The 14914-nt window shown below is 60.4% G+C and carries 14 protein-coding genes, 1 tRNA gene and 1 pseudogene; 9 read left to right on the top strand and 7 right to left on the bottom strand.

All coding sequences use genetic code 11. The annotated features are described in order from the left end of the window. Positions 1 to 46 precede the first annotated feature (46 nt). The 7 genes and pseudogenes from BMX43_RS02015 (at position 47) to BMX43_RS02045 (ending at position 6210) form a co-directional block, all read left to right on the top strand. Positions 47 to 1227, top strand: a pseudogene (locus tag BMX43_RS02015) (IS3 family transposase). A gap of 454 nt (positions 1228 to 1681) precedes the next feature. Continuing rightward, positions 1682 to 2881: a tyrosine-type recombinase/integrase gene (locus BMX43_RS02020; RefSeq protein WP_091296032.1), complete on the top strand. Its 1200-nt coding sequence runs from the start codon at positions 1682 to 1684 to the stop codon at positions 2879 to 2881. Continuing rightward, entirely contained in the window at positions 2878 to 3585 is a 708-nt protein-coding gene (locus BMX43_RS19415; RefSeq protein ID WP_139201506.1) for a hypothetical protein, read from the top strand. Before BMX43_RS02020 ends, BMX43_RS19415 begins: the two co-directional genes overlap by 4 nt. A gap of 258 nt (positions 3586 to 3843) precedes the next feature. After that, positions 3844 to 4086 (top strand): hypothetical protein, encoded by a 243-nt coding sequence (locus BMX43_RS02030; protein WP_139201507.1) that lies wholly within the window; start codon positions 3844 to 3846, stop codon positions 4084 to 4086. After that, positions 4079 to 4384 carry a winged helix domain-containing protein gene (locus tag BMX43_RS02035; RefSeq protein WP_091296041.1) on the top strand — a complete coding sequence of 102 codons (306 nt, stop codon included), beginning with the start codon at positions 4079 to 4081 and terminating at the stop codon, positions 4382 to 4384. The genes BMX43_RS02030 and BMX43_RS02035 overlap by 8 nt, the downstream gene beginning before the upstream one ends. Further along, positions 4384 to 5730 (top strand): RNA-dependent RNA polymerase family protein, encoded by a 1347-nt coding sequence (locus BMX43_RS02040; protein ID WP_091296045.1) that lies wholly within the window; start codon positions 4384 to 4386, stop codon positions 5728 to 5730. Before BMX43_RS02035 ends, BMX43_RS02040 begins: the two co-directional genes overlap by 1 nt. A gap of 30 nt (positions 5731 to 5760) precedes the next feature. Further along, positions 5761 to 6210 carry a hypothetical protein gene (locus tag BMX43_RS02045; protein WP_139201508.1) on the top strand — a complete coding sequence of 150 codons (450 nt, stop codon included), beginning with the start codon at positions 5761 to 5763 and terminating at the stop codon, positions 6208 to 6210. A gap of 45 nt (positions 6211 to 6255) precedes the next feature. Here BMX43_RS02045 and BMX43_RS02050 read toward each other — a convergent pair whose 3' ends face one another. Next, entirely contained in the window at positions 6256 to 6708 is a 453-nt protein-coding gene (locus BMX43_RS02050) for a hypothetical protein (protein ID WP_139201509.1), read from the bottom strand. Between the two features lie 297 nt (positions 6709 to 7005). On the opposite strand from BMX43_RS02050, the gene BMX43_RS02055 reads away from it, so the two are divergent. Further along, positions 7006 to 8805 carry a site-specific DNA-methyltransferase gene (locus BMX43_RS02055; RefSeq protein ID WP_091296055.1) on the top strand — a complete coding sequence of 600 codons (1800 nt, stop codon included), beginning with the start codon at positions 7006 to 7008 and terminating at the stop codon, positions 8803 to 8805. Continuing rightward, positions 8805 to 11405, top strand: a complete 2601-nt coding sequence (locus BMX43_RS02060; RefSeq protein WP_091296059.1) for a DEAD/DEAH box helicase — start codon at positions 8805 to 8807, stop codon at positions 11403 to 11405. Before BMX43_RS02055 ends, BMX43_RS02060 begins: the two co-directional genes overlap by 1 nt. A gap of 174 nt (positions 11406 to 11579) precedes the next feature. Here the strand turns inward: BMX43_RS02060 and BMX43_RS02065 are convergent. The 6 genes from BMX43_RS02065 to BMX43_RS02090 all read right to left on the bottom strand — a co-directional run bounded on the left by BMX43_RS02065 (position 11580) and on the right by BMX43_RS02090 (position 14747). Further along, positions 11580 to 11655, bottom strand: a tRNA-Phe gene (locus tag BMX43_RS02065). 78 nt (positions 11656 to 11733) lie between these two features. Then, a complete protein-coding gene (locus BMX43_RS02070; RefSeq protein WP_091296063.1) occupies positions 11734 to 11916 on the bottom strand; it encodes a DNA gyrase inhibitor YacG in 183 nt (60 codons plus the stop codon). Then, positions 11913 to 12965 (bottom strand): ribonuclease E/G, encoded by a 1053-nt coding sequence (locus BMX43_RS02075; RefSeq protein ID WP_091296067.1) that lies wholly within the window; start codon positions 12963 to 12965, stop codon positions 11913 to 11915. The genes BMX43_RS02070 and BMX43_RS02075 overlap by 4 nt, the downstream gene beginning before the upstream one ends. Next, on the bottom strand, positions 12962 to 13540 hold the full coding sequence (locus BMX43_RS02080; RefSeq protein WP_091296070.1) for a Maf family protein: 579 nt from the start codon (positions 13538 to 13540) through the stop codon (positions 12962 to 12964). The genes BMX43_RS02075 and BMX43_RS02080 overlap by 4 nt, the downstream gene beginning before the upstream one ends. Before the next feature lies 1 nt (position 13541). After that, a complete protein-coding gene (gene infA / locus BMX43_RS02085) occupies positions 13542 to 13760 on the bottom strand; it encodes a translation initiation factor IF-1 (RefSeq protein ID WP_054301515.1) in 219 nt (72 codons plus the stop codon). A gap of 105 nt (positions 13761 to 13865) precedes the next feature. Next, complete coding sequence (locus BMX43_RS02090; RefSeq protein ID WP_091296072.1) at positions 13866 to 14747, bottom strand: carbon-nitrogen hydrolase family protein; 882 nt, start codon at positions 14745 to 14747, stop codon at positions 13866 to 13868. Positions 14748 to 14914 lie beyond the last annotated feature (167 nt).

The raw sequence follows: 14914 nt of genomic DNA on the forward strand, positions 1-14914 counted from the left end.
GCTGCATAGGTAGAATTTTCTCGTAGCGTGAGCTGAGGAGGTTCGAATGAGAAAGAGCCGTTTTACGGAACCGCAGATCATGGCTGTGCTTCGTCAGGCCGAAAGCGGCGTGGCCGTGCCTGAACTGTGCCGGGAGCATGGGATCAGCACGGCGAGCTTCTACAAATGGCGCTCAAAGTATGGCGGCATGGATGCGTCGATGATGAGCCAGATGAAGGCGCTGGAAGACGAGAACCGGCGGCTGAAGCGCATGTTTGCCGACCTGAGCATGCAGGCCGAACTGCTCAAGGAAGCTCTTGGAAAAAAATGACGCGGCCAGCTCAACGCCGCGAGCTGGCCGAGAAGGCAGTGGCGACGAAGGGGGTCAGCATCGCGCTGGCCTGTCGGGCATTTGGTGTCAGCGAGACCTGCTTTCGCTACAGCCCGAAGCGCGATGCCGAGAATGAGTTCATCGCAGACCTTCTTGAAGGGCTGACCAAGGCACACCGGACCTGGGGCTTCGGGCTATGCTTCCTGCACATGCGTAATGCCCAGGGGCACCCGTGGAACCATAAGCGCGTTCATCGGATCTATTGCGAGCTGGAACTGAACCTGCGGATCAAGCCCAGGCGAAGGATCAAGCGCGACAAGCCCGATGAACTCAGCGTCCCAGCGGCCCCGAACACGGTCTGGTCAATGGAGTGAGGAGGATGAGAAAACAGTCCGGGGGACTGTTTTCCCGACGAACATGGCTGATCGCTTGGCCGACGACCGCCAGTTCCGGCTTCTGAACCTGTTGGACGACTTCAACCGCGAAGGTTTGGGGATCGAAGTCGACTTCTCGCTCCCGGCTGAGCGCGTAGTCCGGTCGCTGAACCAGATCATTGAGTGGCGCGGGAAGCCGCTGGCGATCAGGGTGGACAATGGCCCGGAATACATCAGCTCCACGCTGATGATCTGGGCCGAGAAGCAGGGCATTGCCCTGAACCACATCCAGCCCGGAAAGCCCCAGCAGAACGCTTATGTCGAGCGTTACAACAGGACCGTCCGGCATGAATGGCTGTAACCGGCCGGTTGTTACCGCGGTGACTGTGCCTTGATACGGGCGACGAGTTCTGCGTCATCGACGAAGTCGTCGAGGAGGCGCAGGAGATCGCAACTGACTGGCTATGGACTTACAACAATGAGCGCCCCAACATGGGCATCGGCGGCATCACACCCGCCCAGAAACTGAAGATGGCTGCCTGAAGTCTACTTCTGCGCCCCGTTAAAACGGGGAGGAGTACCCATGTCTTCTCCTGGGCAACGCTCGCGGTTCGAGCCACATCGGGGCTATACGCAGGTTTTTCAAAAACCGCTGTTGGCATCTTCATAAAGCGACGAGAATCTTTCCCGAGCGTCCCATCTCATACCCGGCAGCCTGACACAGTCACCATCTGCGAAATGTAGCCCAGAAGTAGCCCAGAACAAAAACATCCATCGAACGCGGGAAACCCGTCATTCAGTTTGTTCAAGCTTTCAGGATGTTTGAAGTGGTGCCCGGAGCCAGCAACCAGTTGAAATTTCATGGTATTTCATGGAGTCTCGCGTCCTCTTCCACCCCAATGAACGCACGGCTTTGCGTGTCTCGCGTCCTCTTTCTGGGTATCATTTTGTCTCGCAAAGTCGCATGAAGAAAAGGGGATAGAAAGGTGGATTGAAAATGCGTGCAACAAATCGTTTGACGGCCAAAGGCGTAGCGTCAGCGCCTCCGGGGAAACACGCTGACGGCGGAAACCTCTGGCTCTTCAAGCGTGAAGATGGCGGGGCGCAATGGGTGCTTCGCGTCACTATACATGGAAGACGGCGTGAAATGGGGCTGGGCGCATATCCGGCAGTTTCGCTCGCAGAAGCGCGGCGCAAAGCTGAGGATGCGCGGGCCAAAGTCAGAGACAACATTGACCCGATCAAGGACCGCGAACGCCAGAAGCGGGAAGCCGCACGCAACCTGCACCTGTTCAAGGATATTGTCAGTGACACCTTCGAGGGTTTGAAGCCGACTTTAAAGGGTGACGGCGTGAATGGCAGATGGCTAAGTCCGCTAAAAGTTCACGTGCTTCCGAAGTTGGGCAACGTGCCGGTTTCAGAAATTGACCAGATAGATATTCGGGACACTCTCGCGCCGATTTGGCACACAAAGGCGGAAACAGCAGACAAAGCACTTAAGAGAATCGGCATATGCATCAAACACGCGGCTGCTTTGGGCTTGCCTGTGGACATGCAGGTCGTTGACAAGGCCAAGGCTCTTCTTGGCAAAACCAGACACAAAACAGTGCATATTCCGGCCTTACCGTGGCGCGATGTGCCAGATTTTTACGCCAGCCTGAGTGAGGGCAGCCTTGCCCACCTTGGATTGAGGCTGCTCATCTTGACCGGCGTCCGATCAGACGCAGTGCGGCATCTCCAAGAAGGCCAGATGTCCGGCGATGTGTGGACCATCCCCGGCGAAGCGATGAAGGGTCTCAAAGACAAGACCCCGGATTTCCGCGTTCCTCTGTCGTCAGAGGCACAGGCAGTCATCGCGGAGGCGCGGAAGTTTTCGCGCGATGGCTTTCTGTTCCCCAGCATTCGAAAGGGCGTCATGTCCGACATGACCATGTCTCAGATTATGGCGCGACGCGGAATGAAGGAGCGCCCGCACGGCTTCCGGTCAAGCCTACGCATTTGGCTGGCCGAGGTTGCAGATGCCCCCCATGAAGTCGCAGAAACCATGCTCGCACATGCCACAGGGAACCGCGTCTCACGGTCTTACACCCGCGATTTCGACCACCTCGATAAACGCCGGGCGCTCATGGAGCGGTGGGGACAGTTCGTTTCTGGTAAGGCGTCAGGAGAAGTCGTGCAACTGGTTGCAAAAAGATGACGGATGACGAGTGGCACGGACATAAGCAGAAAAGCGCACTTGCCGAGCGCAAAGCAAACTCAGCGAGGGACCAAGAAGAGCCGATGGGCTTTGCAGGTCTTGGTGATTTCCACCCCGATGGCACCGATAAAGTCTATGTGCGCAAGCGGCTACGCCCGACGCCTGATCCGTTCGTTGCCGTGGCGCAAGAAGTCGAGCGCATGTTAGGTCCCCTTGTCGGCAAAGGCGGCGGCAAGCTGCCATCGGTTGGGGGCTTCGCGCGGGCCGGACTTAGCCGACTTGAGACGGTAAGGGAATTGATGCGCTCTTTGCCGCCCGAGAAACAGGCCGAGATATCGCGGCTTGTAACTGCCGCATGGCAGGGTGGGCAGAACCAAACAATCGCACTGCTGCGAGACCAAGGCTTCCTAAACGCTAAGCGTGGCCTCGATGTAGCCATACGCATGAAAAGCAATCGGCTCAAAAGCAAAGCGCACGCCGAGCTTCTACATCCTGAAGACAAGCGGCATTTCCCCATGATGAAAGAGGTGATTGAGGCGGCAGAAAAATCTGGAAACAAGTTAAGCGAGCGAGACGCGGCAAAAAGGGTGCTTTACCCGAACCTGCCCCACATACCCGACAATGCGGCGGGAGCTAAGAAGAAACGGGAAATCGACAGTTTGCGTAACCGCTATCGGAGGTGGAAAAAGAACTTGGGACGTTGACGTTAGCGCGTCCCAAAACGACGAGACAAATTGGGTTCACACGAGACGAATCGAGGACCCAAAAATGACACAGAGACTTGTTTCAGCCCGCGACACCGCAGCCTTCTATGGCATCGGGCAGTCCACGCTTTGGCGTTGGATCGGTGAAGGCAGCGTCCCCCAGCCTATTCGCATTGGACGGCGCACCTTTTGGGACAGTGAGATGCTGAACCAACACGTTGTCAGCCTGCAAGCTCCTGCGAAGTGATGGAGGTGGACATGATGCTTATGACGTTCGTTGGAACGGCGCTTTACCTTTTCGCCGGTCGCCAGACGTTCTGGCTCATCATGCTTTCCGACCCGGATAGCCGCGACTGCCTTGTGAAAAAGGCGCTTGAAAACGGTGAGTTCCCGAAGTCGGTCTTTGCGCTTTTCACCATCTTTTGGCCGTTTCTTTTGGCCTACGGGAAGGCGCAAACGATGTTCAGCAAACCCGAAACGCATGGGGTGGACAATGACTGAGCGGCTCCTCCCAGTGACAACTTATCGCGTCACCAACCCCGAGGGTGCGGCTTTCAACGTGTCCCTTCGCCACAGCCGGGAGCGTGACACGCTCGACGCCCTGATCCGGGGCGGTGCAACGGGTTGCACGTTTTACGACGACCCCGCCCCGCGCTGGGTCAGCAACATTCACAAGCTGCGCCGCCGTGGCCTGATCATCATGACCGAACGGGAAAAGCATGGCGGGGCCTATCCCGGCACCCATGCACGCTACGTCCTTCTTTCGAAGGTGGAGAAGGTCGCGGGAGTCTCTTTCTGATGACCGGCACGGCCCGCCCCACCCCAGAACGCCATCCCGTGCAACGGGGTGCAAAATCCGCCGCCGCAAAGCAATGGAAGCGCGACGTTGGCATTGCCCATGCCGCGCGCACCATGCTGGCCAACGGGCTGCGTGAAAAGCAGGCTTGCGGCAAGCGAGTGCAGCCCTACATTAGGCAGTATCTGGCCGCCGCTGCCGCGCGCTTCTGCGGGGCGCTGGCGGCTTTGCGCGGGGAAGCGGACCGACAGGCCGCCGAAGCCCTTGCCGCCACTGTAAACCCTTGGCGCGAGGGCTACCGGCCCATCCGGTGGCACAAGCACGCCAAGAAGACCGGCGGCTATCGCCCGATCTGTGCGCTGCCGCCCGACCTGAAAGCTTTGCACTATGTGATTGCCGGTGCGCTCAAGGCGGCGTTTGTGCCGAACGACCATATTTACGGGGTGACGGGCCGGGGCCGGGATGAAGCTGCCCGCCGTCTCAAGGAAGCCCAAAAAGCGGGGCTGACCTATCTTGCGAAGCTCGACATCGTGGACTGCTTCCAGAGCATCAACCCCGACAGCCTTTATCAACTGCCACTGCCAAAGGAGGTGATCCGCCGCGCGCTCGACACGCGCAACATGACATTCGAAGAATGGGAACCCCAGAAAGGGACGACGGACAATCAACGCCTCTCTGGTATTCCTATGCTTTCTCACAGTGAAAGCGGGCCACGGGGCCTGCTGCAAGGCTCGCCAGCCTCCAACCTTATCCTCGCATGGCTGTTGAACGATATGCCCATGCCCGAGGGTGCGCTGGTGCTAATCTGCACAGACAACCTTGCCGTTGCCGCGAAAGACCCTACCACGAGGCAAACGGTGATTGAATCCTTGGTCGCGTATTTCCAGCGCGATTGCCCCGCAGGCCCGCTGAACCTGTGCCCCGCTGTCTATGCGGGGCCGGGGACGGAACCACTCGACTTTCTGTCCTATGAGTTCGACCCCGACCACGCGGGTATCGGCATCGCCGCGTCCGCTTTGTCTAAGCTGGAAGGGCGGCTTGTCGATCTGGAAGATGACGAAACGCTGGACGACCTGACCTTTGCCTTGGCCACGTGGCAGGCACTGCGGAGCTTTCGCAGCGGGTTCAGCGCGGCGGCGGACGTGGAAGCTCACCTTGAACGCTATGCCAAATTGGCAGGCTTCCGGCTCGATGGCAGGCATAACGCCCTCTTGTCCGACCTGCACGCCCATGTCTTCGATCCGCCGACCACGACCGAAGGCGCGGTGATTGCCCGCCTATTGCAGGGGTATCGTTTGCCAAAGCATCGGAATAACAATTGCATGACCGGACTAAAGGCGGCAGAGTGAGCCAGAGACAGACAACATACGGAAAATAAAGTGATTTCTGCCATTTTCCGCACAATTTTCGGCGCTGTGTTTGGCGTCATTTGTGCGCTCGTTCTTTCCCCTGCCTTGGCCGCCTTTCAGACCGAGGGTTCAAGTGCCCCGGCCATTGTGATGCTGATTATCGTGGCCGGTGTTGCTGCCCTTGGCTTTTTTGCACCCACCATCCGACGTGCGCTTGGGCGTGGGTTCCTGCTCTTGGGCATCAGCTTTTTCGCACTGCCTGTCTCGACCCTGCTTTTGTCAGGTCGCGCGGCAAGCGAGGTTGTCTCAGCATCCGCGCAAGGCGATCAGGCGGCAGCGGCCATCGGCGCAGGTCTGGGCGCAGCTTTGATGACGGGGGCCGGAACCTTCTTTGGCGTGATTTTCGGCATTATCTTCACCATCCTTGGCCTCGTACTGGCACTTGGTGGGCGGCGCGAAGTCATCGTCGTGCAGAAGTGACCGAGAGCGTCCCGAAACGGGGCGCTTTCATTCATCTTCCCAACCTTACTTTAGCTTGTAAAACATTGTCCCGCCCCACATGTGGTCGCCAAACGTAGCTTGCACTGCGTCTTCCTTGACCTTGAGCTTTTCCAGAATGGCGGGGTCACTCACGCCTTTGAACCGGGCATCGGCAATTTTGTCGGCTGATCCGACCATTTCAAGAAGTTCGACCGCATCACTGATAGCGTTGCGAACACAGGCCCAACGCTGTGGCGACATTTCATTCACTTCGGCACAGGCCGAAACTATTGCGGCACCGGCATCGCCATAAAGCTCGGGTGAAGCAACGGCAGTCAGCATTTGAAGCGCCAACTCTGTTTCGGGCAGGCATTCTTTGACCGAGGTAAAGGCCTTCCCATCCGCTTGGCACTCAGCCAAAGCTGCGTCGCTGACGGTTTGTGACCACGCGCCCGAGGGGATCAACGCAAGACAGCAGACAGCGGCAAAACGATTCATGGGCGGAACTCCAAAAGATTGTTGACCAAGGGGTAACGCATCCGCGCGGTATCTCAAGAGGAAAGCCGGTGCCGCGCCCGTGCAACCCGTTTCAAACCGGTGCAGTGTCTGTGCAACCCGTTGCAAAGTGCTTTGGGTGGCGCTGCACGCGGCCTGTCGGGTGCGTGGGGGAAAGGGCGAGGCGGGGCGCGAACGCGGCCCTGACGCCCGCTGTGGTCGCCTTTGGGGTGATTTGCGGCTTGCCGGTGGGCGGGGTCGTCTGGTCTAAGGGGAAGGCAGTCAGCCGGGGGTTTTGCGATGACGGAGCTTGTGTTCAAGGGCAAGGAATTTGTGTGGAACCATCACCTTGCGGTGCCGTTCCGGCCCTTGGTCGTGCAGGCAGACAAGGGGATTGGCGAGCCGCGCCTTGACGGCAACCTTATCATCCAGGGCGACAACCTCCACGCGCTCAAAGCCCTGTTGCCGATGTATTCGGGCAAGGTGGACTGCATCTTTATTGACCCGCCCTACAACACCGGGGAGGAGGATTGGTCATATAATGACAACGTGAATGCCCCGATGATCAAGGAGTGGTTGAACTCCAACCCCATTGGTATTGAGGACGGACTGCGCCACGACAAATGGTGCGCCATGATGTGGCCCCGCTTACGCCTGCTTCACGAGCTTCTGTCGGACGACGGGAGCATTTGGATCACTCTTGATGACAACGAAGTCCACCGTGCTAGAGCGATACTGGATGAGATTTTCGGGGAGGATTGTTCGATTGGCCAAATTGTTTGGCAGAAACGGACATCCAGAGAGAATCGCGCGGTTTTCTCCCCGAGTTTTGATCACGTTTTAGTCTACTCTAAAGCGCTCAAAGACACTTGGAAACTCAGACGAAACCGCCTTCTGCCAAAAGAAGGCGGCTACGCAAACCCAGACAACGATCCGCGCGGTCCATGGGCATCAATCCCGTTCTCGGCGCAAGGTTTCAGGGAAAACCAAGTATATACTATCGTCACGCCGACCGGAGTTGAACATCGCCCGCCAAAGGGGCGATGCTGGGGCGCGACCGAACCAGAGTTCGAAAAATATAAAGAGCGAAATCTCGTCTATTGGCCAAAGGGCGGAAATGGGAAGCCGCGAATCAAGCAATTCCCCGAGGAAGCGAAGGGCTTAGTGCCGATGACCTTGTGGCCTGCGGCAGAAGTCGGAACGACCGAAGACTCCAAGAAAGTTTTGATGGACATTTTCTCTGACTATCAGGAAGACCAACTGCGCTTTCATGCTCCAAAGCCTGTTGATCTTGTCCGCAGAGTCATCGAAATCGCCACCCGCAAAAATAGTGTTGTGTTGGACTCTTTCTCGGGAACTGGCACAACAGGTCATGCTGTAATTGCAGCAAACAAATGGGATGGTGGCAATCGCCGTTTCATCCTCTGCGAAATGGAAGACTATGCCGACCGCCTGACGGCAGAGCGGGTGCGGCGTGTGATCAACGGCTATGCCTTCACCGGCACCCAGAAAACCGAACTCGCCCGCGAAAAGCTGAACTGGCGCACCATCGAAAAGGCCGCCGATCTGGTCCACAAGGTGCAGGCTATCGAAAACCTGCACGGCCACGAATACGACCGGATCAAGAAAGAGGTGAAAGACGGCGAGCTTGTGGTGACGGGCGAAAAGGCCGTGGCCGAGCGGGCCGAGGGCTTGGGTGGAACCTTCACCTATTGCACGCTGGGCGACCCTGTGGAGCTTGACCGCATCCTGACAGGCGTTGACCTGCCCGCCTTCGAGGCGCTTGGCCCCGTGCTTTACCACATGGCGACTGCCGAAGTGGCAGACCCTGCCGTTCTATACGCCGCCGATTTCTATCTGGGCGAGGCCAGCGCCTATATCGTGTGGATGATTTACAAGCCCGATCTGGATTGGCTCAAGACCTCGGACGCGGCGCTGACCCTTTCCTTCGCGCGGCACATCCACGGCCTGCGTCCCGACAAGAAGCACCTTGTCTTTGCGCCCGCCCGACATGTCAGTCAGCGGATGCTGGACAGTGAAGGTTTGGGGGTGGAGTTCGCGCCGCTGCCACAGTCGCTTTACCGGGTGGAGCGGGGTTGATGCGGACGCTCGACTATCAGGAACGGGTGCTGGGCACGCTGGACGCCTATCTGGACGAGTTGAAGGCGCAGAAGGTGCAGGCCGACCAGATCGACGCCTTGCGCGCGGCGAACCCGAACCTGCCCATCCCGCCCTTGGATTTCTGCTCAAAGGCTTGGGAGAACCTGAATGCGGTCAAACCGTTGCCCGTGCGGAAGTTCAAGGATGGCACGGTGGTGCCTTTCTCGCCGCGTTTCGACGGTATAGGGCGGGCGGTGCCCAATGTGACCTTCAAGGTGCCAACGGGCGGCGGCAAGACATGGCTGGCCGTGAACGCCGTGTCCCGCATCATGGGGCGGTATCTGGGCAAGAACGTGGGCTTTGTGCTCTGGGTGGTGCCAAACGAGGCGATTTACACCCAGACGCTCAAGCGGCTGAAAGACCGTCAGCACCCCTATCGGCAGGCGCTGGACCGCGCGGCGGCGGGCCGGGTGAAGGTTATGGAAAAGGGCGACCGGCTAGACGCGCGGGATGTGGAAACGCATCTGTGCGTCATGGTGCTGATGTTGCAGGCGTCGGTGCGCTCGGCCAACGAACAGTTGAGAATGTTCCGCGACCGGGGCGATGTGCACGGGTTCTTCCCACCCGAGGGGGATCAGGCGGCACATGCAGCAGAGTTGAAGGCCGTGCCCAATCTGGACGGCTATCAGGGCATGTTCCCGATGGTGAAGGACAGTCTGGGCAACGCGCTGCGGAAAATCCGCCCCGTGGTGGTGATGGACGAGGGGCAAAAAGCAACGTCGGACCTTGCCCACAAGACGCTTTACGACTTCAACCCGCTCTTCGTGCTGGAACTGACCGCAACGCCCAAGGATGTGACCGCCAAGGGCGGCGGCGCGCGCTATGCCAACCTGCTGGTGGAGGTGACGGGGCGCGAGTTGCACGCCGAAGACATGATCAAGATGCCGCTGAACCTAGACCCAAGGCAGGGCACGGATTGGCGCGGCACGCTGACGGCGGCGCTGGACCGGCTTAACGGCTTGCAGGCAGCGGCGGACACCTACCGGGCCGATAAGGGCGAGTTGGCCTATATCCGCCCCATTATGCTGGTGCAGGTGGAGCGGACGGGCAAGGATCAGCGCGACGGGGTGCATATCCACGCCGAGGACGTGAAGGAATGGTTGCTACAAGCAGGGTTGGACGAGGCGCAAATTGCCATCAAGACCGCCGAACAAAACGACCTGAGCCAGCCCGAGAACCAAGACCTGCTTTCACCTGCAAACCGCGTGCGGGTGATTGTCACCAAGGCGGCGCTGCAAGAAGGCTGGGACTGCCCCTTTGCCTATGTGCTGTGTTCTCTGGCGGCGGCGTCGAACCTGTCCGCCATGACGCAGCTTGTCGGGCGCACTTTGCGCCAGCCCTACGCGCTGAAAACCAAAGTGCCAGCCTTGGACGAATGCTACGTCATTACGCATCACGCCGGGACGCGCGAAGTTGTGGAAGCCATCAAGGCGGGTTTGGAAAAGGATGGCTTGGCCGATCTGGTCATCGAGGTGCCATCGGGCACAGGGGCTGCAACCCCCGGAACCCCGCGCCGGATCGAGCGGCGGGCAGACTTCAAGAGCCTGAAAGTCTATCTGCCCAAGGTGCTGTGTAATGACGGCGGGGCCTTGCGCGACCTAGACTATGAGACCGACATCCTGTCCGCCATCGACTGGCGCGACTACGATCCGAGCACTGTTGCACAAGCCATCCCTGAAAACCCGTTGCAAGCCGCATCGCAGTTGCAGCGGATCAGCCTGACAGACGGAGGTTCCGATTACTTCCGACAAGAGGAAATCGCAGCCGCGTCGGAAACCCTGCGTTTTGATCCGACCTATGCGGTGCGCGTCATCTCTGACCTTGTGCCTAACCCGTTTGTCGCCCGGTCGATACTCGGGCGCATAGTGGAAGTGCTGAAAGTGCGCGGTTTTGACGACAAGAAGCTGGGGGCTGCGTCTGGCGTCATAGTGGATGCCCTGCGGCTTGCGCTCGACAAAGAACGCACAGTGCGGGCGGAGGCTTTGTTCAAGGCTGGGGTTAAGGCTGGCCGCATCCAGTTCCGGCTACGCCTAGACGAGAACAACTGGGTGATGCCCGAGGCGATAACGACCTTGGAACCCGAACTTGCGCCCCATATGACGGGTGGAGATGGTGGACCGCTGAAACGCAGCCTGTTCTCGCCAGTCTTCCGCAACGAAGTGAACACCGACGAACAAGGCGTTGCCGTCCACCTTGATGGTGAAGCCGCCGTGAAGTGGTGGCATCGCAACGTCGCCAAGACCAACTACGGCGTGCAAGGCTGGAAACGCGGGCGCATCTACCCTGATTTCATCTTTGCAACGGGTTGCACGGGCGGCAACGGTCGCATCGTGATGCTGGAAACCAAGGGCGACCACCTCCAAAACCCGGATACCGACTATAAGCGCGAGGTTTTGGACTTCCTGACCAAGAACTTCTCGTGGGATCAGGCGGTTCCCGCAGGCCAACTGCAAATCGCCATGACGGGCGAAACAGTCGAGTGCGCTTTGGTGCTGATGGAAAACGTGCCAACGCGCCTACCGGCCCTCATCGCCGGGTGAAGTGACTGCGCCGGGTTCCGCTTACGCCACGGAGCGTTCGTGCAACTCGGTGCAGGGATTCGCGATTTAGGGCAGGAGAAAAGCCCTTACCCACCTTTACGAGCACTGAAAGGTGGATCGGCAAAAGCGCCTTATCGCTAAGCGCTTGTTTTAGAATGATTTTTTTGATTTAAATGGTGCCCGGAGCCGGAATCGAACCAGCGACACGCGGATTTTCAATCCGCTGCTCTACCAACTGAGCTATCCGGGCACTGCCAGCCTGCGGCTGTTTGGTGGGGCGGTATTAAGCGAGGGCGCGGGGGCTGTCCAGAGGGTTTTGGGAAAAAAATCAGTGCTTAGGCGTTTCTTGTCGGGGATCGACGATGTGGGCGGCCTCTTCCTCTTCCAGCGCCGGGCCGGGGATGACATAGCTTCCCTTCAGCCAGCGCCCGAGGTCGATATCGGCGCAGCGGCGCGAGCAGAAGGGGCGGTATTTCGCATCGGTTTCCTTCTGGCAGATCGGGCAGCTCATTCCCGCACCCCCAGAAGCTCCGCCAGCGGCAGGCGGTCGCGTTTGCGCACCAGCTCATACAGGCCGAGATTGGTCCAGCCGGACAGGCTGGTTTCCGAAGATTCGCCCTTGAAGGCGGCGCGCAGCACCTGATCCAGCACGGCCCGGTCTTTCTTCGGCATCGGCGCGAAATCGACGACGACCTGCCCGCCAAGGCCGCGCAGCCGCAACTGGCGCGGCAGATCGCGGGCGGCGGCGATATTGGCCTTCAGGCTGGCGGCGGGCGTGGTGTCGTTGCCGGTGTTCACGTCCACCGCGACCAGCGCGCGGGTCGGCTCAACATACATATGCGCGCCGCCGGGCAGGGGCACGCGCGGGCTGAGCAGCGCGTCGATCAGTTCCTCGACGCCATGCGCCTCGAAGGCGCCCTCGCCTTCGGCCACGTCATCGGGGGCCGGGTCCGTCCAGTCGCGCCAGGCGGTTTCATGGGCGGAAGCCCCGTCCACCAGCAGTTCCGGCCCGCCTTCGATATCCGACAGCACGGCGACCGACAGGTCGCGCATGGCGAGGATGTCATCGGCAATATCGGCCTCGTCCGCCTCGGCGCAGGCGGAACGCAGGATCAGACCCAGATCGGCGGGCGCCCCTTCCATTCCGGCTTCGGCCAGCGATTCCAGCGCGTTACGCATATCCTCGTCACGGATGCGGCGGCTGATGTTGCGACCGGGCGCGCCGGGGGTGATGATCGCGTAGCGGCCCTTGAACAGCAGCCGCGTGGTGACGGGCAGCGCCTTGCCGGGTTCGGCGGCGCCGGACAGTTGCACCAGAACCGGCTGGCCGGGGGCAAGGCCCGAGACCTGCCGCAAAAAGCCCGACTGGCCGCCGGGCAGCTTGACGAAGACCCCGCCCTGCCCCTTCATCGGGCGATCGACGATGCCGCGCAGGATGGCGCCGGGCAGCGGCGCCTCGCCCGCCGGGTCCACCACGATGTCCAGCAGCACCCCGTCAACGATCAGGGCCGCCGCATCGCGGCCGCCGATCTGATCCAGCGCAATCACGCGGCCTTTCATACGTCACCTCGGTAAAGCGGATAGCCCGCCGCAGCCAGCAGCGCGGCGGTTTCGGCGACGGGTAGCCCCACGACGCCGGTGAAAGAGCCAGAGATCCACGGGATGAACGCCCCGGCAAGCCCTTGAATTGCATAGGCTCCGGCCTTGCCGTCCCATTCGTGCGAGGCGAGATAGGCGTTCAACTCGGCATCCGACAGGCGCTTCATCTTCACATCGGTGACGACTTCGCGGGTCCAGAGCCGGTCGCCCCGGCGCACCGCGACAGCGGTGATCACCTGATGGCGCCGCCCGCCCAGCAGGGTCAGAAACGCCGCCGCCTCGCCCGCGTCGCGCGGTTTGCCGAGGATGCGGCGGCCCAGCGCGACGGTGGTATCGGCGCAAAGCACGATATCCTCGGGCGCCGCCACAACCGCTTGCGCCTTTTCACGCGCCAACCGCAAGCAATAGGGGCGCGGCAGTTCGCGCGGCTTGGGGTCTTCGTCGATGTCGGGGGGCAGGATCGCGTCAGGCACGACGCCAAGCTGCGCCAGAAGATCCTTCCGGCGCGGGCTTGCGGAACCGAGAATGAAGCGCAATTTACTTGAAGCGGTAGTTGATGCGGCCCTTCGACAGGTCGTAGGGGGTCATTTCCACCTGCACCTTGTCGCCAGCCAGAACGCGGATGCGGTTCTTGCGCATCTTGCCTGCCATCGTCGCGATCAATTCATGGCCGTTTTCCAGCTCGACCTTGAATGTCGCGTTCGGCAGGAGTTCCTTCACGACACCGGGGAATTCGAGCAGTTCTTCCTTGGCCATGTTCACTCCAAATGGGTTTCGCCCGCGTCCGAGCGCAGGCATCGCCGGGTAGATGCGCCTGTTTTTCCCTATTTTCAAGGGGAAAATCGCGGCATTTCCGGGAATCTAGCAGCGGGTGACGCCGGTTGCAACGCGGGCGGGTTGTTCATCCCAGTGCAGGTGGTTCAGCACGCCGCCGTTGCGGCGCACCTCGGCGATGGCGTCCAGCGAGATGTCGGCATAGGCCCAGCCGGGCTGGTTGAGCGGGGTTTGCACAAAAATGCCAGTGTCGGGGAAACCCGCGTCGGGGGGGCCGTAGATGGCGGCGGCGCCGACGTTTTCGTCGACGGCGGGGCAGAAATCGCACAGGCCGACGGTGGGCGAATGGACGACAACGCATTGATTTTCAAGGGCCCGCGCCATGGAGCCGACCCGGACGCGGGTGAAGCCGCGGAAAGAATCTGTGCAGGAGGGGGCGAGCAGGATTTCGGCGCCCGCCTCGACCAGCGCGCGGGAGAGGAGCGGAAATTCGCTGTCATAGCAGATCACCACGCCGATCTTGCCCAGGGGGGTATCGAACAGGCTAAGCCCTTGGCCCGGTTCGACAAACCAGATTTCGCGTTCAAAGCGGGTCATGATCTGCTTGTCTTGGTGGCCGAGGATGCCGGTCGGGCCATAGAAGGTGGCGCGGTTGACCGGGCGGTTGGCGCCGGGCAGGAACACCGGGCCGGAGGCGCCGAGGATGTAAAGATTATGCTGCGCAGCCAATGACTTGTGCAGCGCATCCACCTGCGGCTTCCAGCGCGCGACCTCGTGCAGGCAGGCCTCCAGATCCGCCGCGATGGCGCGCCCCCCGAGGCTGCCCAGCTCCATCGCGCCATATTCGGGGAAGACCAGCAGTTCGGCGCCCTGCCCGGCGGCCTCGGCCACCCAGGTGGTGAGCTTGGCGGCATAGGCGGCGAAATCGGCGAAGTAGTCGAGCGGATAGGCGGCGGCGGCGATTTTCATGGGGCGGTCCTGCGGGGGTTTGGGCGAGGATTTCACGGGGTGACATCGGTGCGCAAGGCGTACACCGCCTGTACACCCCCTGTGCTGCGTTTTGCGTCGGGGTGAGGTGGGTTTGGGCGGGCGGCACCCCCTCACCCTGCCCTCTCCCCCGAGGGGAGAGGGTGGCG

The organism is Gemmobacter aquatilis, from assembly GCF_900110025.1.
GTDB lineage: Bacteria > Pseudomonadota > Alphaproteobacteria > Rhodobacterales > Rhodobacteraceae > Gemmobacter > Gemmobacter aquatilis.